Raw genomic sequence first — 24,361 nt, 5'->3', positions numbered from 1 at the left:
TTGTTCATTACCGTACCAATGCCAAAACAGGGCCTATTGGCGCAAGCTCTACATTGCCTGCCCCATCAATTGATTGCACTTTCTCAAGCATGGAGGCGTCCAGCTGGAAGCGTCGGCCAAGTAAAATTTGTGCCCATTTGCCATCGGATGTCCGGGTTTTTACAACCAGTTCGCTCCTTCCGCCCTGCAACGGCGCAACCAATTGGGCCAATTGTAGTATTCCAGCTTCACTGACGATGTCCAATTGCATCTTTAATCGTGCATTGCTGACTACGCTGTTGAGTGGCTTTGCGCTCTTGACCGTAAAACTGGGAACTTCATCGCCTGCGCGCATATCCATTTCGCAAGAAAGCAGCAGGCAAGCCGCCTCCTTCGACCATTCGGACAGTTGCAGCCCCACCGCGTCGTCGAAACAACGCACGGAAAACTGACCACTTTGGTCTGAAAAATCGGCAACCATGAACCGTTTGCCCTTACGCGATTCACGCCATCGCACACCTTCGATTAGGGCCGACATTGTGGCGGCACGACGAACACCCTCGGGTATTGGCCCGCTCTCTAACCAGACGCTGTAGGATTTTGCCCCGTGACTTGCGGCTATGGCGTCATATTGCGAGCAGGGATGTGCCGAAAAATAAAAGCCAAAGGCTTCTTTTTCGCGGTTCATCTGTTCACCAATCGACCAATGCAAATTTTGATCAAACCGCAATTGCGCGACGTCAGCTCCGCCTTCACCAAATAACCCGCCCTGCCCACTTACGCGCGAATCACGTGCCGATTGCGCGGCCGCCAGTAATGTTTCGGCTGCGGCGTGAACAGCCGCGCGATTTGGTTCCAAAGTATCGAACGCGCCGGATGCCGCCAGATTTTCAAGACTGCGGCGGTTTAGTTGGGCGGGATCAGCTCGATTGGCAAAGTCATCAAGGCTGGTGAAAGGACCTGCCGTTTCGCGTTCGGTAACCAGTACCTCCATTGCCCGCTCACCTACGTTCTTTATGCCACCTAACGCATAACGCACTGCAAGCCCACCCTCGCCGTCACTTTCGACGATGTATTCCGCCTCGCTGCGATTGATGTCTGGCGCAAGGCACGTGATACCCAGCCGCCGCATATCATCGATAAAAATGCCAAGCTTATCGGTCTGGTGCATATCAAAGCACATGGATGCGGCAAAAAAATCTTCGGGATGATGCGTTTTTAACCATGCGGTCTGGTACGCCAGCACGGCGTAAGCGGCCGCATGACTTTTGTTGAAGCCATAGCCTGCGAACTTGTCGATCAGGTCGAACAACTCATTGGCCCGGTTTGGTGTGATGTCGTGGTTGGCGCATCCTGTAACAAAGCGACCGCGCTGCGCGTCCATTTCAGACTGAACCTTTTTGCCCATCGCCCGGCGTAAAAGATCTGCCTCGCCCAAACTATAACCAGCCAATATCTGCGCGGCCTGCATAACTTGTTCCTGATAGACAAAAATTCCGTAGGTCTCTTGCAGGACAGGCTCCAGCATATGGTGCGGATATTCTATTGTTTCTTCGCCATTTTTGCGGCGACCGAACATGGGAATGTTATCCATAGGACCCGGTCGGTACAAAGAAACAAGTGCAATAATATCGCCAAAATTTGTCGGCCTAACCGCAGCCAGCGTGCGCCGCATACCTTCGGATTCCAACTGGAACACACCGACAGTATCACCGCGTTGCAACAGTTCATATACAGCCGGATCATCATGCGGCAGCAAATCGAGATTTATCGCTACACCACGTTTTGCCAGCATTTGGCATGCCTTCTGCAAAACCGATAACGTTTTTAACCCAAGAAAGTCAAACTTCACCAAGCCTGCACTTTCGACATATTTCATGTCAAATTGCGTGACCGGCATGTCTGAACGCGCATCGCGGTAAAGTGGAGCCAGTTCCGACAGTTCGCGGTCGCCGATAACCACACCGGCAGCATGAGTTGAACTGTGGCGAGGCAAACCTTCGAGCTTCATTGCAAGATCGAACAATCGCTTTACTTGTTCGTCCCTCCGATATTCTTCCCTCAGTTCAGCCACGCCGCCCAAAGCTCGTTTCAGATCCCAGGGGTCGGTCGGATGGTTCGGCACCTGCTTGCAAAGGCGGTCAACCTGGCCATAACTCATCTGTAGCACCCGGCCGGTATCCCGCAGAACGGCGCGCGCCTTTAATTTTCCAAAAGTTATGATTTGTGCAACCTGCCGCGAACCATATTTTTTCTGAACATAACGGATAACTTCGCCCCGCCGCGTTTCGCAGAAATCGATATCAAAGTCGGGCATCGAAACCCGGTCCGGGTTTAGAAAACGTTCAAACAGCAATCCAAGCTTTATGGGATCGAGATCGGTAATCGTCAAAGACCAAGCGACCAGCGACCCGGCACCCGACCCACGGCCCGGGCCGACCGCAATGTCCTGTTCCTTGGCCCATTTGATAAAGTCGGCAACAATCAGGAAATACCCCGGAAAGCCCATCGAACAGATAACGTCAGCTTCAAATTGCAAACGGTCAAAATAGAGCTGCCGCTCCACTGTGTCTGTAATGCCTGCAATTTGTAACCGCTTTTCAAGGCCAATGCGGGCGTCTTCACGCAATTGCCTATCTTCGGCATCGCGATCACCGGCAAGGCTTGGCAAAATGGGGTTACGATAAGGGGCGCCGACCGCACATCGTTGCGCCACCACCAAAGTGTTGGCTAACGCTTCGGGAATGTCAGCGAACAATGCTGCCATTTGTTTGCCAGTTTTGATCCATGTTTCGCGACTGCTTTTCCGGCGGTCCTGATTTTCGACATATTCTCCGTCGGCGATACAGAGCATCGCGTCATGAGCGTCGAAAAATTCCGGTTCGGCAAAAAATGCAGGATTTGTGGCGACCAAGGGCACATCATGGGCATAAGCCAAATCGATAAGCGCACTTTCGGCTGATTCTTCAACCGGGTCTAATCGTCGGCTCAGTTCGATATAAAGGCGGTCCGGAAATAGCGATTGCAAACGGCCAAGATAATCGAGGGCGGCACTTGCCTGCTCTTCCGCCAGCAGTCGAGTCATTGCCCCCTCGCCGCCTCCCGTAAGTGCAATTATACCCTCGGTCAGTCCATCCAATTGTTCAAAACTGACATGAGCATCGAAATCCTCGGGCCGGTCCAGATGGGCCATCGACACCAGACGGCATAAGTTATTATAGCCCGTCTCATTTTGGGCATATAATGGCAACCAATCCCGCACGAACTTCCCGTCACCCGACGGCCGACGAACGCCCAGCAGAGTGCCGATAATCGGCTGTACAGCTTTCGCCTTTGCGCCATCCTGGAACGGCATAACGCCATATAGTCCATTGCGATCACAAATCGCGATTGCCGGAAAACCCAGTTTTTTTGCGGTCTCGCCTATGGCTTTAGGCTCGATCGCGCCTTCCAGCATCGTATATGCGGAAAAAACACGCAAAGGTATGAAGGGTACATAGGCCATAAATGGAGCTTAGGCTCGACCGGAACGATTCGGCAATTTCGGGTTGTCGGTTGGCTGTGGAAAGTTTTGCGAATTACGCGACTTGCGCTAGCAACCGCTCGATATCTTTTGCTAATGCCGCCGGCTTAACCTGCGGTCCGTGACGGGCGACCACATTGCCTTTGCGGTCCACCAGAAATTTAGTGAAATTCCATTTGATACCGCGTGAACCCATCAGTCCGGCCTGCTGCTGTTTCAGATAATGCCAAAGCGGGTCTTCTTCGGCGCCATTCACATCAATCTTCGCCGTCAAAGGGAACGACACGTCATAGGTCAACGAGCAGAAATTTTTGATTTCTTCTTCATTCCCCGGTTCCTGTGAGCCGAATTGATTGCACGGAAAAGCAAGGACTTCGAAACCCTTATCCTTGTAGGTTCGATATAATGCTTCGAGACCTTCATATTGCGGAGTGAACCCACATTTCGACGCGGTATTGACTACCAGCAATACCTTGCCCTTGTGCGCCGCCATTGCTTCCTCACGTCCGCCGGGCATTTTTACGTTGAAATCATAGACTGACATTACTGCATCCCCTTTAAGCCACTGCCTAAGCCAATACGCCTTCGTGCAAACGAAATACGCGGTCCATTTTTGCAGCAAGCCGTTCATTATGTGTCGCCACAATTGCCGCAGATCCTTCTCCGCGGACAAGCGCCATGAATTCACCTAGCACAATATCTGCGGTATGTTCATCAAGATTGCCGGTCGGTTCATCAGCGAGAACAAGCTTGGGCCGGTTGGCCAATGCCCGCGCAACGGCGACACGCTGTTGCTCACCGCCCGAGAGCTTCGACGGCCTGTGGCGCAATCGTTCGGCAAGTCCCAATTGCGAGAGTAAATAGGTGGCGCGATCATGTGCTGCATCAGGAGCGGCGTCGGCAATCAATTGCGGCAAGATAACATTTTCAAGCGCATCAAAATCAGGAAGCAAATGGTGAAATTGATATACAAAGCCAAGCTTTTCGCGCCGAATTTCGGTCTGGCGGTCTACACTCGCCGCACTCACCTCTTCACCGTCCAATTTTATCGACCCGGAAAACCCGCTTTCCAAAAGGCCAATCGCTTGCAGCAAAGTCGATTTGCCTGAACCGGATGGTCCGAGCAAAGCTACAAGTTCGCCTTTTCCCACCGACAGGTTTATTCCGCGCAAAACTTCTATTGTAACATCGCCCTGTACAAATTTGCGACGGACATCATTAAGTTCGACGATCTTATTCATAGCGAAGCACTTGCACAGGATCGGTGCTAGCCGCTTTTAGAGCGGGGTATAATGTCGCAAGAAAGCTGAATAACAACGCAAGGCCGCATATCGCCAAAACCTCCATGGGATCGGTCCGTGATGGTAATTCCGTAAGAAAGCGAATTTGGGGGTCCCACAAATTCTGACCGGTTAAAAACTGCACGAAGTTCACCACAGATTGCCGGAAATACAAAAATATTGAACCCAGGATTAGCCCAAGACCGATGCCGGCGGTCCCGATCAACAATCCCACGGTCATAAAAATACGCAGCAGGGATTTGCGTGATGCACCCATTGTCCGCAAAATCGCTATGTCGCGAGTTTTGGCACGCACCAGCATGATGAGCGACGACAATATGTTGAATACAGCAACAAGCACAATGATTGATAATACGACAAACATTGCAACCCTCTCAACCGCCAAAGCCTCGAATAGCGACGCATTCATGCTTTTCCAGTCAACGATCAGCCCCTTGTTTTCAATCTTAGGCAACAATGGCCGCAATATCTCGTTCACAGAATCGGGGTCTTCGGTCTTGATCTCGATCATGCCCACTTCATCACCAAGCAGCATCAACACCTGTGCCCGTTCGATCGGCATGATGACGAATGCCTTGTCATAATCATAGACCCCGACCTCAAATATCGCGGCAACCTGATAGGATATTTCACGAGGTACAGTCCCAAAAGGCGTGGTCCGACCTGCCGGATTGATTATCGTAATACTCTGCCCGACTTGAACGCCCAGATTTTGTGCAAGACGTGAGCCGATGGCGATTTTGTCTTCATCTGCTTTTAATGCCCTTAAATCACCTGCAACCGTTTTGCCGTTTAACGTTTCATTGTCGCGAATATCTTCAACCGACATACCGCGCGCCAAAATTGCCTCCACCCTGCCTTCATAAGTGGTCAAAAGTGGCTGTTCGATTAGCGCGGTTGCATTGGTAACACCGGGGGTTGCTTTGACATCCGCCAGCACCTGCCGCCAGTCCTGCAGCCTGCCGCCATATCCCTGCACAACTGCATGGCCGTTAAGTCCCACAATCTTGTCAAAAAGTTCGGCCCTAAAACCGTTCATAACACTCATTACGATTATCAGCGCTGCTACCCCCAGGGCAACAGCGACAAGGCTGATACTGGCGACCAGAAAAATAAAACCTTCGCCTTTGTTTGGCAACAGGTAACGGCGCGCGACCATTTTTTCATATCTGGATAAAAACATCAGCGATCTTTATTCAATATTTTTGGCATGTTGCGCTCTTAGGAGTCGCAAAAGCCGCTGGCAAGCGTTGTTGCAGCGATGCAACAGCTTTCGAAAAAGCACCTGCCTCGGGTGAGTAAAGATTGCAAATAGCAAGTTACGAGCGGAATACAGTCCGGAATTCGTCGAAGCCAAAGTGGCCGAGGGTTCAGGGGGAAAAGACAGGCCAGCCGGTGGGGATCGGCATCGGACTGAAACAATGCGCTAGCAAAGCTGCAAAACAAGACCGTCTGGAAAAATCCAGGCGGTCTGGTTTTTTGTCCTCTTGAAAATTCCAGCGATTTTACCATCTTGAAAATCGGACGCCCAAAAAGGGTCCAGACATGACCGCAGGTGCCATTCAGGGCCTGCACAAAACCAAATTGCTTTAAGGAGAATTTGACATGAATCGTTTTGATTTTACTCCATATCGTCGGAATACCGTTGGCTTCGACAGATTGTTCGAACTTCTCGAAAATACAGGCCGCGCAGCACAGAACGAGAATTATCCCCCGTTCAATATCGAGCGCACTGGAGAGAACGACTATCTGGTTACCGTTGCCGTTGCGGGTTTCAAGCCAGAAGAAATCGAGATTACTGCCCAACAAAATCTATTGATTGTAACCGGAAGCAAGCTTTCGGACAGCAACGACAATCGTGATTTTCTTCATATGGGTATTGCGAATCGCAACTTTGAACGCCGTTTCCAATTGGCCGACCATATTCATGTAACCAATGCCGATCTGACAGACGGACTGCTGCTGGTTACGCTGGTTCGTGAAGTGCCTGAAGCACTGAAACCGCGCAAAATTGAAATTGGCGTACAGCCGACGCCGACAGTCATTGAACATGATGAAGGCAAGAAAAAAGGCCCGAAAGTAGCCTGAGGTCCAAAGGAAAATTCGGGGCGACCGACTCCTCGGTCGCCCCGGGCACTAATGCGCCCTTTCCATCCAATCAGCCCGGGTCGCAATTGGGCCCATTGGACAAGAAACTGTATGTGACAGGTCGTTACACAACCCCTGTTAGCGGTCATGTATCAATATTTTGTAACTTTTTTATTATTAGGGCCCCGACCCTAAACCAGTCGGCTTTGCCGCACGGCAGCTTCAACAAAACTGGCAAATAAAGGATGAGGCGCAAATGGCCTTGATTTCAATTCAGGATGAAATTGAACGCCAATGAACCAGGGGTGATCTGGACGTTCCACGATTTCCGGCAATTCACCGTCAGGCGACATTCCGCTGAAAAACAGGCCGCCCGCTTCAAGCGCATTCTTGTAACGGGCGTTGACTTCATACCGATGACGATGACGTTCCGAAATTTCCGTGCAGCCATATATGGTGGCGACATGGCTGTTTCCAGTCAGCTTTGCTTCATAGGCCCCCAGCCGCATCGTTCCGCCCAAATCACCGCCTACTTCGCGCTTTTGCAAGCCTTCTTCGGTCATCCATTCGGTAATGATGCCAACAACGGGTTCATTTGTCGGGCCGAACTCCGTACTAGAGGCCTCAGCTATTCCGGCAGTGTTACGCGCTGCTTCGATGCACGCCATTTGCATACCTAGACAAATTCCGAAAAACGGCACCTGACGTTCGCGTGCGAATTTTACAGAAGCAATCTTCCCTTCTGACCCACGTTCACCAAAACCACCGGGAACCAAAATAGCATGCATAGGTTCAAGCGCGGCCGCAATTTCGGCTTCTGATTGAGCGAATAATTCGGCATCGATCCAATTTATGTTGACCTTCACCCGATTGGCGAGCCCGCCATGTGTCAGCGCCTCATTTAAGGATTTATAGGCGTCTGCAAGGCCCACATATTTGCCAACGACGCCAATCGTAACTTCCCCTTCCGGGTTGGATTGGCGTTCAATGATATCTTCCCAGCGCGAGAGGTCGGGAATACCGGAGGCATCCAGACCGAATGAACGCAACACCTCAATATCCAGACCTTCGGCATGATATTGTAGCGGAACAGAATAAATGCTTTTCGCGTCGAGCGCGGGAATAACCGCTTCTTTCCTGACGTTACAAAAAGCTGCGATTTTTGCGCGCTCGTTTTCGGGCAAGGGATGTTCGCAACGACATAACAGGACGTCGGGCTGAATGCCCAAAGACGTCAATTCACGCACGCTGTGTTGCGTAGGCTTGGTTTTCAACTCGCCGGCTGCTGCGATATAAGGAACTAATGTTACATGAACAGATAAAGTGCGTTCACGTCCCAAATCGTTCCGCAACTGGCGGATCGCCTCGATAAACGGCAGGGATTCAATATCACCGACAGTCCCGCCAATTTCGCACAATACGAAATCCAGATCATCAGTTTCGGCCCGCGCAAATTCTTTAATTGCATCCGTTACGTGCGGAATAACTTGAACAGTGGCGCCAAGATAGTCGCCGCGTCGTTCCTTTTGGATGATCGTCTGGTATATCCGGCCAGACGTAACATTGTCCGATTGCCGCGCCGAAACACCCGTAAAGCGTTCATAATGTCCTAGATCCAGGTCAGTTTCTGCGCCGTCGTCGGTGACATAGACTTCACCATGTTGGTAAGGTGACATCGTGCCCGGGTCGACATTTAGATATGGGTCGAATTTGCGGATACGAACACGATATCCGCGCGCCTGCAACAAGGCAGCAAGCGATGCTGCCATAAGGCCTTTGCCAAGCGAGGAGACCACGCCACCGGTGATAAAAATGAACCGTGTCATGGGAGGAAAGGCTTAAAGCCCCTTTGTGACAAAACACAAGCGTCAGAATCTGTAAGGTGCAAATAAATATGTGCAAAAGCGATTTTTTGGGGTGACTAGAATTTGCCTGGCAGGGTAAATTTCAGAAAACTTTGCGTTTGAATTTCAAATCTAGCTTTTCATCCATTGACGCAAGGCAACGGGGTTTTCGATGACCAAACGACCATAATGGCGCGAAACAAACCCCAGGTTTTCCAGCTCCGACAACGCAGAAGCGATCGTCATTCGGGACACACCTATAAGTTCTGCCAGTTCTTGCTGCTTGATCCCCAAAGTTACCGGCGGTTCGCGGTCCGCCACAAAGGCCAGCAAACGCTGTGCCAATCTTTTGGGTGCCGGCATATTTCGAAAGACCAGCAGGTTATCCAACGCTTCCTGCAATTGCTTCGCGAGTATTTTAAGCATTTCGCGGGATATTTCAGTCGAGCTTGTGATAATGTCGGACAAGATTTTCTCGCTTATCCAGAGCATTTCAACTTTGCCCAGCGCTTCGGCGTCAAGCACACGACTAAATTGTCCCAGGCAAGCCAGTTCGCCGAAGCTATCGCCTGACCCCAAGATAAAAAGGACGTGCATCACGCCTTGCTTATCTTGATGACCCAGCTTCACTTGTCCTTTGTCAATAATCCAGAAACCACCCGCCGTATCTCCACGGTGGTGCAAAAACTGACCCGATTCGAATGTACGGCGGGTCGCCTTGGACCGCAGTTCTTCACGTAGAACCTCTGGAAAACTGGCAAAAAGCGCTGGTGCGTCGATAGACCTGCCAATGTTTTCAGACCGATAGTCCGTTTGTAAAGTTGTTGACATTATTGTGACACTTACCGTCATATAAAAATGGTGAAGCAAGACCTTTCGGAGTCGCGGGATCTGATGTCAGGCATAATGCCGATATTGATCATAAATTGAAGGGATAAAGCTTTGGACCGCGCGGCTTGAGGGGGATCGCTGTGGTTCTGGCGGCGTACTGACTGCTCCTTTTTAGTCAGTACGCCGCCAAGCTTCTTTCAACTTGCCTGCACTATTGCGGCCCATTCCGCTTCATCGATCACCTGAATACCAAGTGCGGTGGCCTGCTTCAATTTCGTCCCTGCGCCCGGCCCGGCGACAACCAGGTCCGTTTTTGCGCTCACCGATCCGGCTGCCTTTGCTCCCAAAGCTTCGGCCTGCGCCTTGGCTTCGTCGCGGCTCATGGTTTCAAGTTTGCCGGTAAAAACTATAGTTTTTCCTGTCCATTCACTTTCCCGGACGTTCGAAATATAGGCGGGAGGATCGACCTCCTGCATCAAATCGTCCCACACCATCAGATTATGCTGTTCGTGGAAAAAGTCGCCCAAAGCCTCCGCCACCGTGGGACCGATACCATCAATATTTGTCAGCTCTGCTATGGCCGACGCATCACCGGCGGCAACCCGCTTTCCAATTTCGGCAATCGCGTCGAGCGTTCCGAAATTACGGACCAGATCTTTTGAAGTACCCGCCCCCACATGCCGGATGCCCAGACCAAAAAGCAACTTCATGGCATCCGGCGCACGCTTGGTTTCAATGGCTACCAACAGGTTATCAACAGACTTTTCCTGCCATCCATCGCGTGCCAAAATCTCAGTTCGGTGGGTATGGAGGCGATAAATATCTGCCGGACTTTCCAACCATCCCGCCGCGAAAAACTCCTGCACCGACTTTTCGCCAAGTCCCTCAATATCAAGCGCTGCACGGCTAACGAAGTGGATTAGTCGTTGCACACGTTGCGCGGGGCAAATCAGCCCTCCTGTGCAGCGTACATCAACCTCTCCCTCTTCTGCCACAGCTTCGGATCCGCATTCGGGGCAATGATCGGGGAAATCAAAGGTGGGCCGGTAAATGTCTCGGGTAAGGTTGCCTACAATTTGGGGTATAACATCGCCAGCGCGCTGAACTAAAACCCGGTCGCCGGGTCTAACACCCAAACGGGCAATCTCGTCACGATTGTGCAAGGTGACGTTGGAAACGACGACGCCCCCGACGGTCACTGGCTTCAGACGTCCAACAGGCGTCAGCTTGCCCGTGCGACCGACCTGGATATCGACCGATTCCAATGTCGTTTCGGCTTGTTCCGCAGGAAATTTATGGGCGATCGCCCAGCGCGGTGCCTTGGCGACATAGCCTAGCCGTTCCTGCCAATCCAGCCGGTCAACTTTGTACACCACGCCATCTATGTCATAGGGCAGCTCCGCCCGTTGGCGCTGGATGTCTTCATAATGCGCCAGTGCACCGGTCGCTCCGTCGACTTTTACCAATAAGGGCGATACCGGAACACCCCATTCCGCAATCGCAGCCATTACGCCCGCTTGATTTTCTGCGGGCAACTTACTCACCTCTCCCCAGCCATGCGCCAGAAAGCACAAGGGACGGGATGCTGTGATACGTGCATCTTTCTGCCGCAATGACCCGGCCGCCGCGTTCCGCGGATTGGCGAATATCTTACCTGCCTTTGCTTCCTGCTCCGCATTCAGCGCCGCGAAGTCTGACTTGGCCATATAAACTTCGCCCCGAATTTCGAAAAGTGCGGGCGGGTTGCCTGAAAGACACTGCGGTATGTCGCTGATCGTGGCCACATTCGCGGTTACATCTTCGCCAACAGTGCCGTCACCACGAGTTGCCGCCTGCTTCAACACGCCATTTTCATAGCGTAGTGACAGCGACAGTCCGTCGATTTTGTCTTCGGCGGTTAACGCCACTGAAGCTTCAGAGGGCAAATTCAAAAAGCGACGCACCCGTCCGACAAAGTCCTCAACGTCCTCTTCATCGAAAGCATTGTCGAGGCTCATCATCCGTTTGGCATGAGTGATTTTCTTGAGGCCTGACCCATCGACGGCGGCCCCCACTTCCCGGTTTGGGCTGTCGGCTCGAATAAGATGCGGAAACGCCATCTCCAGTTCATTATTGCGACGCACCAAAGCATCATATTCCGCGTCGGATATCTCCGGCGCGTCTTCTGCGTGGTAGCGTTTGTTGTGATAGGCTATCTGCTTTGAAAGCCGCATCAGTTCGTTGGCGGCGTCTGCTTCATTGCGAACTGTCACACGCCCTCCAGCAACCGCTCTGCTTGCGCCCTTGCTTCGTCGGTGACTTCTGCGCCCGAAAGCATACGTGCGATTTCCTGCCGCCGGGCTTCGGCATCGAGCAGGACTACCCCTGTACGCGTGACGGTTCCCTGGCTGGATTTAGCAATGAAGTAATGTGCCTTTCCCTTGGCTGCGACCTGAGGACTGTGCGTTACCGCCAGCAACTGTGTGTGGTGGGCAAGGCGGGCAAGGCGTTCGCCGATGGCCGCCGCCACCGCGCCGCCCACACCCCGGTCAATCTCGTCAAAAATGATCGTGGCCGCCCCGCCTTCTTCCGCCAAAGCAACCTTCAACGCCAAAATGAAACGCGACAATTCCCCGCCTGACGCGATTTTCGCCAATGGGGCAAAGGGCGCGCCCGGATTTGTGGAGATCAGAAATTCGACCCGGTCCATGCCTGTCATGCTCCACCGGTCCTCAGGCAACCGCTCTACGGCAGTCTGAAACTGCGCCGCATCGAGTTTTAACGGAGCAAGCTCCATTTTTACCGCCGCGTCCAGCTTTGCAGCCGCCTGCGTTCGCGCTGCGCTCATCGCTTCGGCCGCATCGACAAAGGCGCTATGCTTGGCTCTCACTTCAGCTTCCAGCTTCGCAAGCCCTTCCCCACCTGCCTGAATGGAATCAAGCCGTGCGGTTAAATTTTCCTGCAAGGACATAATCGCATCAGGCGCAACATTATGCTTGCGCGCCAATGCACGCAGCTCAAAAAGGCGTTCTTCAATTTCATCCAACCGCGCAGGCTCAAATTCGATCGCTCGTGCGGCGGCGTTCAATTTATCTTCGGCTTCACTCGCCTCGATAACAGCGCGGTCAAGCGCAGTGAGCGCGTCGGCCAATAAAGGATGGGCGTCGGCTAACCGGTCCAGTTTACGTGCAGCAGACCGGATCAGCGCCAAACCGCTTTTCGGGCCGTCAAAGCTCTCAAGAACCGTTTTCAAATCATCGGCAATACGTTCACCCTTTTGCATATCGGAACGTTCGCCAGCCAATTGCTCCTCTTCGCCGGGTTGCGGATTAAACTTCGCCAATTCGGCAACGGCGTGTTCCAGCCATTCCCGGTCACGTGCCGCATTTTCGAGAGCTTCGCGGGCGACATCAAGCCGTGACTTGGCCTCCTGCCAGGCTGTAAAATGAGAGGCCACTAAAGCGGTATCGCACCGCCCAAAACTATCCAGCAATAGCCGATGGCCGCGCGGATTGAGCATCCCGCGATCGTCATGTTGCCCGTGAATTTCCACCAATGCTGCACCAACATCGCGCAGCAGCGCGGCAGAACAGGGTTGGTCGTTGATGAAAGCTTTGCTTCCGCCGTCGGCTTTCACCGATCTCCGGATGAGCAGAGGTTCCTTTTTGTCGATTTCGATATCATTGTCCGCAAGCAGACCAATAACATTGTCGGGCGCATCGAAACTCGCCGTCACTTGCGCCCGTTCGGCACCGTTGCGGACAAGGCCGCTATCTGCCCTTGCACCAAGCGCCAGACCTAGCGCATCCAGCAGGATCGATTTACCGGCACCGGTCTCACCGGTCAGGACACCCAATCCACCTGCAAATTCAAGGTCCAGCGCCTCGATCAACACCACATCGCGGATCGAAAGCCCCGTTAGCATGGCATTAGGCGCTGGGTGCGTTCTTCTGCATCAGATCATAGGCACGCTGGTACCATTCGCTGCCGGGATAGTTGGCACCAAGAACAGCTGCCGCCTTTTTCGCCTCTTCGGGAACACCCATCGCAAGATAAGATTCAGTCAGGCGGTACAAAGCTTCTGGCGCGTGGGTTGTGGTGTCGAACTTGTCGACAACCTCCCTAAAGCGCAATGAAGATGCAAGCCACAGCGCACGACGTTGATAGAAACGGCCAATTTCCATTTCCTTGCCGGCCAAGTGATCGCGCACCAAATCAACTTTGAGCGAAGCATCCGCAGCATATCGGGAAGTCGGGTAACGGCGCTGCACTTCGCCTAGCGCCGCCAGTGCCTGCTCCGAAATCTTCTGGTCGCGGGTTACATCGCTGATTTGTTCATAATAGCTCAGCGCAATCAGATAATAAGCATAAGGCGCGTCTTTATTGCCCGGGTGGATAGACAGAAAACGACGTGACGATCGAATCGATTCGTTATATTTCTGCGCCATGTAATAGCTGAACGAGCTCATCAGCTGCGCCCGACGTGCCCAAGGTGAATAAGGATGCTGACGTTCGACTTCATCGAACAACGCGGCAGCCGCGGGATATTGCTTATTATCCAGCTTTTCTTTGGCTGCGGCATATAATGTATTTACGTCGCGTGCGACGTAACGGGTATTGCTACCCGGCTTTGCGCCGCCGCCGCCAAGCCCGAGAGCAGCACATCCGGAAAGCATTGAAGTAGTGGCAAGTAACGCCACAGACACGAGCAGTTTTTTGTTCATAGACATTCCCTAGATAAACTTCATCGCGTCGCCAAGTGCTTTGCTGATTTTGTCCCCAGATGCCTTCTGCACCCTGTATAGCAGATGAACTCAGCCATCATTCAGGTTGGGGCGACATACCATAGATCAGGTTAATGGAGCCGCGCACCACTCTGGTTCCGTTAAATCGCGCCCAATCCGTATCCGGGCCTCCAATAGGGGGCGCGCCGGGGGGAAGTTTTGCGACAGCATATAAATAATCAATAGTCAGACCTCCCGGATCTTTCCGGTCGAATTCGAACGACAGTTTTGCATCCGGCGTTTCGGCGCGCCACCCTACCCGCGCGGGTTGACCGGGGGGCATTTTGATCGCCTTTCCATTCACGCGCACATTGGACAAAATCGAAGTCGGCTTGATCAAAAAGTTCATCAACCGCGGCGCAGCTTTGCTCATAATGCTAATCACAATTTTTTCGCGCTGCTCGTCAATTGTCACCACAGGTAGTGCCACCTCGGTAGGCGGCGCAGGCACGGCGGTCCATTTATAGCTCTCGAAGCCCGGTGGAGTAAGTTTTGTCATGGGGCCGTCGGGCAATTCGCGCGAAGTCGAGCTGGTTGCCCAATAGTTTTTGCCATTTACACGATCGCTATAGTGAAACAGGTCACCAGGCTTGGGATTCTGGTCCGAAAAGCTCGGATCAAAAATCAACCACGCCGCGCCGAGCCATGCCATGGAAAAAATGACACCACCAAAGCGACGGGCGTGAGTGAGATTTCCGAAGCCCATGATAACGGGACCAATCAGCGCGATCGCAAAAGGAATGATCAACGCGACCGGAGCAGGCGTCATCGGCGCGACGGTATCATAGGTTACGATGACGCCTGAAAGCAACAGAGCTCCCCATAATCCTCCCGTTATGGCGCTTACGGAAATGACAGCTGTAGATTGCCAGCCAGACCGGGCAGCCAAATTAAGCAATAGCGCCCCAATTATTCCACCCCAGTCAAAAAGCCAACTCGCACCCGGCATCCAGATTTGTGTCAACACTGCGAAGACAAGCATAAGGATAACCGAGCCCGTCCACATCGCCTCTCTAGGACGAACCAGCAGGACTGAACTCGAAGCCAGCGCTACAAAAAGCCACAGCGCCGGTCCCATTTCATTTATCCGCTCGCGCAATTGTATTATGCCGGTGCCATAAGCGTAACTCGCGAAAAGATGGCTTATTAGACCAACGGTGACAGTCAACGCCAGCACACCCAATGTGCCGCCCAGCGCTTGACGCCATCGTACACCAAGTCTTTCCACCTTTGCTGTGAACAGTAAGCCAAAACCTATTGCTACCAGTACCCAGCCGAACCACATTGGATAGCGGACAACGAAAAGTCCGAAAAAATCGAAATAGGCTGCTTCGCTCGCTTGCGGAGGCAACACCTCGGCATTTGCAAGAGCACCTGTCGTGGTAAGCGCAAAATTCCCCAAATGTTTCACCGCAAACATGTCGATATTATCGATTTGATCGCTGGGCATGTGATAATCTTTTAACCGGTTGATAAACGCCGCATTTATTCCCGTGATGCCTTTTTTCAAAGGAACAGACAAATCGGTATCGTTCGGCAGCAGCTGATAAACGTTATTGGCCAGACTGTTCCCGGTCGGCTGGACTGCATTTTTCGCCCAAAGTTGAATAAGCTCACCGTTGTCGGGGGATGTCTGGAACATGATGGCCCGGCCCCGCGATCCACGTGTGTCTACATTAACTACCGCTCCAACTCGTGCCGCAAGAGCATGCCTGTCAAAAAACTCCTGTGCGCCGACAAGGCCAACTTCCTCAGCATCGGTTAGTAAAAAGATGACGTCGCGCGCCGGTATCGGACCATTTGCAAGAATCCGAGCCGTTTCGAGTACTGCCGCAACGCCAGAAGCATTATCGGCCGCCCCGTTCGCTCCCGGCACACTGTCATAATGCGCCATCAGCAGCACGGCCTTTTTAGCCCGATCCCGCCCCGGTATAACTGCAACTATATTCTCGTAAGGCGAAACGCTCACCGCACCTTTTCGTCGGTTGTCAAAATCCGCCTGTCTGACTCCCACACCTGCCTGCGTATTTACGTCCAGCCCAAGGGCAGTTAAACGCGCCACGAGCCAGTCACGTGTCTTAGCATGGCCAACTGAGCCCACCGGTCGCGGTTCGGAAGCAATCGCAATTAATACCTTCTTGGCTTCGGCGAGCGAATAACCCGTGCTGTCACCTCCATAAGGGGCAACTCGTGTAATAAGAGCGATCGCAAGTGCGACTGCAACCACTAAAGGTAAAAAAAGATATCGACGCATTCAGAAAAGGGGCCCCTAAACCCCGGCGCAAACTGCTTATCGTTATAATGCGCCGCTATAGGGAATATTAACCATAAAACAATCGATCTGATGTTAAACGATCCCAATTCCCGTCACATAATGATACAAAGTTGCTTTTTTACACATCGTTTTTGTCAGATGTGTTCTCATCATTAGAGGCGAAATAACACTATTCTTCACTGAGCCTTTCTCTCCTAACAAAAAAGGGGCCGCTCCTGCGACCCCTTTCCTCTGCAATCCTTTTGCAGGATGTACCATAAGTTTGAAATGTACCGCTCTCGTGACCGGTACAAATTCAGTTCAGTCCTTTAGAAAAGCAGGAACATGGTCGGGATCACCCCCACCGTTGTTGCCGCTTTCATTAACGCCTTCGGAACGTTCACGACGAGGACCGCGGGGTCCACGATCGCCACCGCCATCAAGGCGAGGGCCACGGTCGCCACGACCTTCGCCGCGTCCACCGCCGCCACCTTCACGACGGGGACCACGATCGCCGCGGCCTTCGCTACGCTCGCTCTTTTCGCGGGGCGGACGTGTGTCTTCCAGTTCTTCGCCAGTTTCCTGGTCAACAACGCGCATCGACAGGCGAACCTTGCCGCGCGGGTCAATCTCAAGAACCTTTACCTTGACGTCCATGCCTTCGCTGACGACGTCTGTTACCTTTTCAACGCGCTCATTCCGCATTTCGCTGACGTGGACGAGACCGTCCTTGCCGCCCATGAAATTAACGAACGCGCCGAAATCAACGAGATTTACGACCTTACCGTCATAGACTTTGCCAACTTCGGCTTCTTCAACGATACCGCTGATCCACTTGCGGGCAGCTTCGATCTGGGTGAGATCGCTTGACGAGATCTTGATCAGACCTTCATCATCGATATCGACCTTGGCACCGGTTGTAGCCACGATTTCGCGGATGACCTTGCCGCCAGTACCGATGATGTCGCGGATCTTCGCTTTGTCGATCTGCATCGTTTCGATACGTGGTGCGTGCGCCGAGAGTTCGCCGCGAGCTTCGCCAAGTGCCTTCGCCATTTCACCAAGGATATGCGCGCGGCCTTCCTTGGCTTGATTGAGCGCTGCTTCAAAGATTTCACGGGTGATGCCTGCAATCTTGATGTCCATCTGCATCGTGGTGATGCCTTCGGACGTGCCTGCTACCTTGAAATCCATATCGCCGAGATGGTCTTCGTCACCCAAAATGTCGGAAAGGATCGCGAAATCCTTACCTTCAAGGATGAGGCCCATGGCGATGCCGCTGACGGGACGCTTGATCGGCACGCCGGCGTCCATCATTGCAAGGCTTCCGCCGCAAACCGACGCCATTGACGACGAGCCGTTCGACTCGGTGATGTCGCTGGTGAGGCGGATTGTGTAGGGGAACTCCTCCTTGGTCGGCAGTACGGCATGGAGCGCGCGCCATGCGAGCTTGCCATGGCCGATGTCGCGGCGGCTTGGAGCGCCGAAACGTCCAACTTCACCAACGCTGTAAGGCGGGAAGTTGTAATGCAGCATGAAGTTTTCGTAATGCAGGCCGCCGAGCCCGTCGATCATTTGCTCTGCGTCCTTGGTGCCCAAGGTGCAGGTGGCGATGGTCTGGGTTTCGCCGCGGGTGAACAAAGCCGAACCGTGCGAGCGTGGCAGGAAGTGAGTTTCTGCAAGGATCGGACGAATTTGCGAAGTCGTACGTCCGTCGATGCGGGTGCCGTCTTTCAGGATGGCGCCGCGAACGATTTCGGCTTCGAGCTTCTTCATCAGCTTGCCTGCGGCCATCTGGTCCTGCGGGCTTGCGTCGGTGAAGGCAGCCTTTGCCGCAGCGCGGGCTTCGTTGAGCGCGTTCGAACGGGCCGACTTGTCAGTCAGCTTGTACGCAGCAGCAATATCCTTGCCGATGAGCTTCTTCAGCTTGTCCTTGGCAGCAGACAGGTCGGCCTGTTCAGCCATCGCCCAAGGTTCCTTGGCAGCCTGTTCGGCCAGCTTGATGATCGCCTTGACGACTTCCTTACACGCATCATGCGCGAACAGAACGGCGCCGAGCATGATTTCTTCCGAAAGCTCGTTAGCTTCGGATTCAACCATCATCACCGCGTCATAAGTCGCCGCAACCACCAGATCGAGATCGCCTTCGGCAACCTGTTCATCTGTGGGGTTCAGGATATATTCGCCGCCCACATAACCAACGCGCGCTGCGCCGATCGGACCCATGAATGGAACACCCGAAATCGTCATCGCAGCTGAAGCGGCTACCAATGCAAGAATATCTGGCTCGTTATGGCCGTCATAGCTCAGAACCTGAGCGATACAGTTGATTTCGTTGTAGAAACCTTCTGGGAACAACGGACGGAGCGGACGGTCGATCAAACGGGAAACCAAGGTTTCCTTTTCGGTCGCACCACGTTCACGTTTGAAAAAGCCACCGGGAATACGGCCGGCTGCGGAATATTTTTCCTGATAGTGAACGGTTAGCGGAAAGAAATCCTGGCCATCCTTCACCGACTTTGCAGCGGTAACCGCGCAAAGTACTACAGTTTCGCCCAGCGACGCCATGACGGCACCGTCGGCTTGACGGGCAACTTTGCCCGTTTCGAGAGTGAGAGTTTGTCCGCCCAGCTCGATTGATACAGTTTTCGTATTAAACATTATATTTCCTTTATCCCGCCTGCCCAATGCAGTGCGGGGCCTCTTGGAATGCCGGGTAATCCGTCCCGGTCCGGGTGGGGCTTTAACGGCCCCTATGGCAGCCCAGCCTCATTGCCGGGCGACCCCATAAGCAAAAAGCGGCCCGTTTCGGGGCCGCTTTCGCAAAATTACTTGCGAAGACCGAGCTTCGCGATGAGAGCGGTATAACGATCCGCATCTATTTTCTTCAAATAGTCCAGAAGCGAACGACGCTTGTTGACCATCATCAAAAGACCACGACGCGAGTGATTGTCCTTGTGGTGATCCTTGAAATGACCCGTCAGGGCGTTGATACGGTCGGTCAGAATGGCAACTTGCACTTCAGGCGATCCGGTATCGTTAGGCTCGCGAGCATGCTCTTTGATAACCTCGGCTTTACGTTCAGCAGTAATAGACATATTTTTCCTTCGAACATCATGGTTTTACAAGTTAAAGCCACGGACGGATCTTAACTCTCCGTCGATGCTCTCCACCAGCGCGATAGGCCGCAAATCTGCGTCCCTTGCCCAATGTAGACCATCTTTCATGGCAATCCCGGTCAAGACGCGACCCTGTTGGATCGCCCTTGCCTGTTCCGGGGAGAGATCGAAAGCCGGGATGTCGACCAGCCCTGCCTCTATCGGCAAGATAATGTCTTCTTGGGCCGCCCCTTGGCCGAATGCATTCAGTTTGTCCAGCGAAATCGCGCTTTCGAGGTCGAATGGTCCTGCCTGCGTGCGTCTCAGCATCGTGACATGGCCGACCGTGCCGAGGGCATAGGCAATATCGCGGGCAAGCGAGCGGATATAGGTGCCTTTGGAAACATGGGCCGATAGGGTCACCGAAACCAGCGGGGAGGTTCCGGAAAGGATACGCAGATCATATATCGCAACGGTCCGCGCCTTCATCTCCACATCGTCGCCTGCCCTGGCCCGGTCGTAGGCGCGTTTGCCATCGATTTTGATCGCGGAATATGCCGGTGGAATTTGATCAATTGCACCCATGAATTTTGGTAATATCTGCTCAATGTCCGAAAATGTTGGCCGATGCTCTGAAGTCGCCACTACCTCGCCTTCGGCATCAAGGCCGCTGGTTTCAGTGCCGAACTGGATGGTGAACTCATATGTCTTCGACGCATCCAGCATTCGCCCGCACAGCTTTGTTGCTTCACCCAAAGCTATCGGCAAAACTCCTGTTGCCAAGGGATCGAGCGTCCCGCCATGTCCCACTTTGACTTTGCCAAAACCAGCCTGGCGCAGGTTCCGTTTTACCGCAGCCACGGCCTGCGTGGACCCCAAACCCAATGGTTTATCCAATATGATCCAACCATGCATGGCCTGCCTTTAAGGCCGTCCACGCTTTAGTCAATTTGAAGGCGCGACAACGTCTTTAGCGGCAAGCTTCGCTGCGTTCCGCAATTTCAGCCTTTCCTTGCGCGGCAAAGGCTTTTCCGAAGTTTGCAGGCTAATCAACGGACATTTCTGACCACGCACGATAATTGAACTGAATTTATCAAACTGGGGTAATCCCCCGGTATCGAACCCGATAGCTTGGGCAAAATTCAGATCATGGCAACCACCCAGAAGTTCGGCGTAATACCAACGGCGCTGACGGTCCTCCAGCCAGATGCCGTCGCTGCCGTCGGCTTCGAAATTGCTAATTGCGCCGTTGTTTGGAAAGATGATCTTACTTTCCACGCCAAGTTCAGGCCAGACATAAGGCGCCGGCTTTTTTGCTTCAACGGGGGAAGACAGGATTGCTGCGGCTAAGGCGATGATAATGAAGCTTTTCATACCAGCCATGATAAAACTGCGAACCTGAACAGGCGATTAAAAATTTATCGGGCTGAACGTGCCGCCATAAAATGTTTCCGGCACATCGCGACATAACGATCATCACCGCCAATTTCGGTCTGGGCACCATCAATCACGGCTTTGCCAAATTCATCGATGCGTAGGTTCATCGTCGCCTTGCGTCCGCAATCGCAAACGCCCTTCAATTCAACCAGGCTGTCGGCAATACCAAGAAGCGCCGCGGAACCCGGAAATAACTCGCCCTGAAAATCGGTCCGCAGGCCATAGCACACAACTGGAATTCCGGTTTCATCGGCCAGTCGCGCGCACTGCCACACCTGTTCTTTCGACAAAAACTGCGCCTCATCTATCAACACACAAGCCATCGGCGTTTCCCGATGCCGTTCAAGCACTGCCAATTCTATATCTGTCCCACCTTCAAACCGGCTCGCGTCCCCCGCAAGTCCAATACGCGAACTGATCGCCCCGAAACCCGGGCGATCATCCAATGCAGCTGTCCAAAGCATCACTTTCATGCCACGCTCGCCATAATTGAAGGCCGCTTGTAGAAGCGTCGAAGATTTCCCGGCGTTCATCGATGCGTAATAGAAATAGAGCTTTGCCATCAGTCGTCTTTTTCGGACAAATCCTGTTGCACCTTCGGTTGGGCCAACAATCCTTCGATATGGGTCGCTTGATCGAAACTGTCATCGGCCAGAAACTTTAGCTTGGCTGCATATTTCATGCTGACCCGCGTAGCCACTTCCTTTTGGAAAAACGCCGTGTTGGTACGAAGCGCTTTTAGGACCACCTCTTCGTTTGCGCCGAGCAACGGCTTGATGAACGCCGTAGCGTGGCGGAGATCCGGCGACATACGCACTTCAGTAACGCTGACGCTGTGACTATTAAGCACATCATCATGCACTTCGCCCCGCGCCAACAATTCCGACAATATATGGCGGAACTGTTCGCCTACGCGCAGCAAACGGACGGAGCGGCCTTCGGGCGAGACATCGTTATGTTTGGCCATAATGCCTCCTTTTGTGTCGTCGACGCCGGACTTACAACGTCCGTTCACGCTCCTCAATTTCGAAGACTTCAAGCATATCGCCTGCCTTGACATCGTTCGTGTCGGCCAAGACTACACCGCATTCAAGACCAGCGCGGACTTCATCGATATTGTCCTTGAAGCGGCGCAATGATGCGATCGTCGTTTTCGATACGATAACGTCTTCGCGAGTAAGACGGGCATGAAGGCCTTTCTTGATAATGCCTTCGGTGACCAGCAGACCGGCCGCCTTGTCGCGCTTGCCCGATTTGAACACGTCCTTGACTTCGGCGCGTCCGACGACGGTTTCTATGATCTCTGGTCCCAATTCGCCCGCCATTTCCTTGGCGATGTCGGCGGTCAGGTGATAGATTACGTCGAAATACTTCAAACGAACCCGGTCCCGCTTGGCGAGCGCAGCTGCCTTGCTGTTTGGTCGCACGTTAAAGCCGATAAGTGGCGCGTTGGAAGCGGCTGCCAAAAGCATATCGGATTCAGTGATACCACCGACACCGGCCAGCAATACGCGGACTTTAATGTCATCTGTGGAGATATTGTTAAGAGCGGTCACAATAGCTTCGACCGACCCCTGCACATCGCCCTTGATAACCACAGGATATTCCATCGCCCGTGTGGCCGAAAGATTATCGAACAGGTTTTCAAGGTTAGGCGTAACCTGGGCAGTACGGACCTTGGTTGACTGTTCCTTGCGGTAAAGCGCAACCTCACGCGCGCGGGCTTCGTTTTCGACGACCGTCAAAACGTCACCAGCCGACGGAACTCCGGTGAGGCCGAGCACTTCAACCGGCGTTGCCGGCCCTGCTTCGGAAACCTGTTGACCCTTGTCGTTAATCAACGCGCGGACTTTACCGCTTTCGGACCCGACAACAAAGATATCGCCGCGCTTCAACGTGCCGCGCTTGACCAATACAGTTGCGACCGCGCCGCGACCCTTATCAAGCTGGGCTTCAACTACGATAGCTTCGGCAGGACGGTCTGGATTGGCTTTCAATTCCATAACCTCAGCCTGCAAGGCCAGCTTTTCGAGCAGCGTATCAAGCCCCGTCTTTTTAAGAGCGGATACCTCGACATCCTGAACTTCGCCGCCCATTTGTTCGACGATTACTTCATGTTCAAGCAAGCGTTCACGCACCTTTTGCGGGTTGGCTCCTTCTTTGTCGACCTTGTTGATCGCGACGATCATCGGCACACCAGCTTCTTTACTATGCCTGATTGCTTCGATGGTTTGCGGCATCAAGCCATCGTCAGCCGCGACCACCAGGATCACGATGTCGGTCACCGAAGCGCCGCGACGGCGCATCTGGGTAAAGGCTTCGTGGCCGGGTGTATCGAGGAAGGTAATGACAGAGCCGTCTTTCGCCTTCACCTGATAAGCACCGATATGCTGCGTAATTCCGCCTGCTTCGCCGGAAACGACATTCGCACCGCGCAAGGCGTCTAGCAAAGACGTCTTGCCGTGGTCGACATGGCCCATGACCGTGACGACCGGCGGACGCGGTTTTTGCGTTTCAGCTGCATCGACGTCTTCGTCATGTACGATGTCGACATCGGCATCGGAAACGCGCGTTATATTGTGGCCAAATTCTTCAACGAGAAGTTCGGCAGTATCCTGGTCGATTGTTTCGTTGATCGTGACGGGCATACCCATCTTGAATAGCGCCTTGACCAAGTCGCTGCCCTTTTCGGCCATACGGTTGGCGAGTTCCTGAACCGTGATCGTTTCAGGAACGACAACGTCGCGGCTTTGCTTGGGTTGAGCGGTACGATTACCACCGCCATGCAGGCGCTTTTCCTTTTCACGGGCGCGTTTCAGCGCTGCCAATGAACGTGCGCGGGCGCCTTCATCATCGTCGAGCGCGCGGGTCACGGTCAGCTTGCCCGATTGGCGTCGGTCTGCAGTGCGATCGCGCGTCGGACGGTGTGGGGCCTTTTTGGCTTCTTCGCGCTCACGCTCTGTCGGTGCGGGTGCAGCGGCGGGGCGTTTCGGCGATTCTACAGGTGTAAACCTGCGCGGTGCCGGAGCGGCTCCGTCGTCATTGCTGACCTCAGGTTCAGGTTCCTGTTCAACAACAGGGGCCTCGGCAATAGCGGGGGCCGGCGCTTCTTCAGCCTTGCGGTTTTCTTCGGCGCGACGCTTTTCCTCTTCGGCGACGCGTGCCCGCGCTTCGACTTCGCGGCGGCGGCTTTCTTCGAGCATAGACAGGCGTGCTTCTTCAGCCTCACGCAGCAATTTTGCC

Annotated in this window: 18 protein-coding genes; 1 reads left to right on the top strand and 17 read right to left on the bottom strand. The window is 53.4% G+C overall.

Features of this window, described 5'->3' with window-relative positions; translation table 11 throughout:
- Window positions 1–7 precede the first annotated feature (7 nt).
- The 4 genes from dnaE to ACEW72_RS04065 all read right to left on the bottom strand — a co-directional run bounded on the left by dnaE (window position 8) and on the right by ACEW72_RS04065 (window position 5,986).
- The gene (gene dnaE, locus ACEW72_RS04080) at window positions 8–3,484 is read right to left on the bottom strand and encodes a DNA polymerase III subunit alpha (RefSeq protein WP_373475100.1); all 3,477 of its coding nucleotides are present in this window, start codon (window positions 3,482–3,484) and stop codon (window positions 8–10) included.
- Window positions 3,485–3,557: 73 nt separating this feature from the next.
- A complete protein-coding gene (locus ACEW72_RS04075; protein ID WP_373475099.1) occupies window positions 3,558–4,046 on the bottom strand; it encodes a glutathione peroxidase in 489 nt (162 codons plus the stop codon).
- Window positions 4,047–4,071: 25 nt separating this feature from the next.
- The gene (locus tag ACEW72_RS04070) at window positions 4,072–4,743 is read right to left on the bottom strand and encodes an ABC transporter ATP-binding protein (protein ID WP_373475098.1); all 672 of its coding nucleotides are present in this window, start codon (window positions 4,741–4,743) and stop codon (window positions 4,072–4,074) included.
- Window positions 4,736–5,986 (bottom strand): lipoprotein-releasing ABC transporter permease subunit, encoded by a 1,251-nt coding sequence (locus tag ACEW72_RS04065; protein ID WP_373475097.1) that lies wholly within the window; start codon window positions 5,984–5,986, stop codon window positions 4,736–4,738. The genes ACEW72_RS04070 and ACEW72_RS04065 overlap by 8 nt, the downstream gene beginning before the upstream one ends.
- A gap of 422 nt (window positions 5,987–6,408) precedes the next feature.
- Between ACEW72_RS04065 and ACEW72_RS04060 the strand changes: the two genes are divergently transcribed.
- Window positions 6,409–6,891, top strand: a complete 483-nt coding sequence (locus tag ACEW72_RS04060; RefSeq protein ID WP_373475096.1) for an Hsp20 family protein — start codon at window positions 6,409–6,411, stop codon at window positions 6,889–6,891.
- A 191-nt stretch (window positions 6,892–7,082) separates the two neighbouring features.
- On the opposite strand, the gene ACEW72_RS04055 is transcribed toward ACEW72_RS04060, so the two are convergent.
- The 13 genes from ACEW72_RS04055 to infB form a co-directional block, all read right to left on the bottom strand.
- Window positions 7,083–8,717 carry a CTP synthase gene (locus ACEW72_RS04055; RefSeq protein WP_373475095.1) on the bottom strand — a complete coding sequence of 545 codons (1,635 nt, stop codon included), beginning with the start codon at window positions 8,715–8,717 and terminating at the stop codon, window positions 7,083–7,085.
- Between the two features lie 150 nt (window positions 8,718–8,867).
- On the bottom strand, window positions 8,868–9,566 hold the full coding sequence (locus ACEW72_RS04050; RefSeq protein ID WP_373475094.1) for a Crp/Fnr family transcriptional regulator: 699 nt from the start codon (window positions 9,564–9,566) through the stop codon (window positions 8,868–8,870).
- A gap of 197 nt (window positions 9,567–9,763) precedes the next feature.
- Window positions 9,764–11,779 carry an NAD-dependent DNA ligase LigA gene (gene ligA, locus ACEW72_RS04045; RefSeq protein ID WP_373475216.1) on the bottom strand — a complete coding sequence of 672 codons (2,016 nt, stop codon included), beginning with the start codon at window positions 11,777–11,779 and terminating at the stop codon, window positions 9,764–9,766.
- Between the two features lie 35 nt (window positions 11,780–11,814).
- On the bottom strand, window positions 11,815–13,470 hold the full coding sequence (recN, locus tag ACEW72_RS04040) for a DNA repair protein RecN (protein ID WP_373475093.1): 1,656 nt from the start codon (window positions 13,468–13,470) through the stop codon (window positions 11,815–11,817).
- Between the two features lie 4 nt (window positions 13,471–13,474).
- A complete protein-coding gene (locus ACEW72_RS04035) occupies window positions 13,475–14,269 on the bottom strand; it encodes an outer membrane protein assembly factor BamD (RefSeq protein WP_373475092.1) in 795 nt (264 codons plus the stop codon).
- Between the two features lie 97 nt (window positions 14,270–14,366).
- Window positions 14,367–16,583, bottom strand: a complete 2,217-nt coding sequence (locus ACEW72_RS04030) for a M20/M25/M40 family metallo-hydrolase (RefSeq protein WP_373475091.1) — start codon at window positions 16,581–16,583, stop codon at window positions 14,367–14,369.
- Between the two features lie 321 nt (window positions 16,584–16,904).
- Complete coding sequence (pnp, locus tag ACEW72_RS04025; protein WP_373475090.1) at window positions 16,905–19,244, bottom strand: polyribonucleotide nucleotidyltransferase; 2,340 nt, start codon at window positions 19,242–19,244, stop codon at window positions 16,905–16,907.
- Between the two features lie 167 nt (window positions 19,245–19,411).
- A complete protein-coding gene (gene rpsO / locus ACEW72_RS04020) occupies window positions 19,412–19,681 on the bottom strand; it encodes a 30S ribosomal protein S15 (RefSeq protein WP_373475089.1) in 270 nt (89 codons plus the stop codon).
- A gap of 24 nt (window positions 19,682–19,705) precedes the next feature.
- A complete protein-coding gene (gene truB, locus ACEW72_RS04015) occupies window positions 19,706–20,596 on the bottom strand; it encodes a tRNA pseudouridine(55) synthase TruB (protein ID WP_373475088.1) in 891 nt (296 codons plus the stop codon).
- Window positions 20,597–20,626: 30 nt separating this feature from the next.
- The gene (locus ACEW72_RS04010; RefSeq protein WP_373475087.1) at window positions 20,627–21,064 is read right to left on the bottom strand and encodes a DUF6491 family protein; all 438 of its coding nucleotides are present in this window, start codon (window positions 21,062–21,064) and stop codon (window positions 20,627–20,629) included.
- Between the two features lie 35 nt (window positions 21,065–21,099).
- Complete coding sequence (locus ACEW72_RS04005) at window positions 21,100–21,681, bottom strand: thymidine kinase (RefSeq protein ID WP_373475086.1); 582 nt, start codon at window positions 21,679–21,681, stop codon at window positions 21,100–21,102.
- Entirely contained in the window at window positions 21,681–22,085 is a 405-nt protein-coding gene (rbfA, locus tag ACEW72_RS04000; RefSeq protein WP_373475085.1) for a 30S ribosome-binding factor RbfA, read from the bottom strand. Before rbfA ends, ACEW72_RS04005 begins: the two co-directional genes overlap by 1 nt.
- Before the next feature lie 31 nt (window positions 22,086–22,116).
- Window positions 22,117–24,361: translation initiation factor IF-2 (infB, locus tag ACEW72_RS03995; protein ID WP_373475084.1), on the bottom strand; the 2,245-nt coding region annotated here is incomplete at its 5' end.

The organism is Sphingorhabdus sp., assembly GCF_041737645.1.
GTDB lineage: Bacteria > Pseudomonadota > Alphaproteobacteria > Sphingomonadales > Sphingomonadaceae > Sphingorhabdus_B.
Note: the sequence above shows the minus strand (reverse complement) of the source record. Positions and strands in the feature narration are given on the sequence as shown.

Excerpts from the sequence above, each read along its gene's own strand:
- dnaE (WP_373475100.1), bottom strand. The coding sequence starts at position 3,484 with ATGGCCTATGTACCCTTCATACCTTTGCGTGTTTTTTCCGCATATACG.
- ACEW72_RS04075 (WP_373475099.1), bottom strand. The coding sequence starts at position 4,046 with ATGTCAGTCTATGATTTCAACGTAAAAATGCCCGGCGGACGTGAGGAA.
- ACEW72_RS04070 (WP_373475098.1), bottom strand. The coding sequence starts at position 4,743 with ATGAATAAGATCGTCGAACTTAATGATGTCCGTCGCAAATTTGTACAG.
- ACEW72_RS04065 (WP_373475097.1), bottom strand. The coding sequence starts at position 5,986 with ATGTTTTTATCCAGATATGAAAAAATGGTCGCGCGCCGTTACCTGTTG.
- ACEW72_RS04060 (WP_373475096.1), top strand. The coding sequence starts at position 6,409 with ATGAATCGTTTTGATTTTACTCCATATCGTCGGAATACCGTTGGCTTC.
- ACEW72_RS04055 (WP_373475095.1), bottom strand. The coding sequence starts at position 8,717 with ATGACACGGTTCATTTTTATCACCGGTGGCGTGGTCTCCTCGCTTGGC.
- ACEW72_RS04050 (WP_373475094.1), bottom strand. The coding sequence starts at position 9,566 with ATGTCAACAACTTTACAAACGGACTATCGGTCTGAAAACATTGGCAGG.
- ligA (WP_373475216.1), bottom strand. The coding sequence starts at position 11,779 with ATGCGGCTTTCAAAGCAGATAGCCTATCACAACAAACGCTACCACGCA.
- recN (WP_373475093.1), bottom strand. The coding sequence starts at position 13,470 with ATGCTAACGGGGCTTTCGATCCGCGATGTGGTGTTGATCGAGGCGCTG.
- ACEW72_RS04035 (WP_373475092.1), bottom strand. The coding sequence starts at position 14,269 with ATGAACAAAAAACTGCTCGTGTCTGTGGCGTTACTTGCCACTACTTCA.
- ACEW72_RS04030 (WP_373475091.1), bottom strand. The coding sequence starts at position 16,583 with ATGCGTCGATATCTTTTTTTACCTTTAGTGGTTGCAGTCGCACTTGCG.
- pnp (WP_373475090.1), bottom strand. The coding sequence starts at position 19,244 with ATGTTTAATACGAAAACTGTATCAATCGAGCTGGGCGGACAAACTCTC.
- rpsO (WP_373475089.1), bottom strand. The coding sequence starts at position 19,681 with ATGTCTATTACTGCTGAACGTAAAGCCGAGGTTATCAAAGAGCATGCT.
- truB (WP_373475088.1), bottom strand. The coding sequence starts at position 20,596 with ATGCATGGTTGGATCATATTGGATAAACCATTGGGTTTGGGGTCCACG.
- ACEW72_RS04010 (WP_373475087.1), bottom strand. The coding sequence starts at position 21,064 with ATGGCTGGTATGAAAAGCTTCATTATCATCGCCTTAGCCGCAGCAATC.
- ACEW72_RS04005 (WP_373475086.1), bottom strand. The coding sequence starts at position 21,681 with ATGGCAAAGCTCTATTTCTATTACGCATCGATGAACGCCGGGAAATCT.
- rbfA (WP_373475085.1), bottom strand. The coding sequence starts at position 22,085 with ATGGCCAAACATAACGATGTCTCGCCCGAAGGCCGCTCCGTCCGTTTG.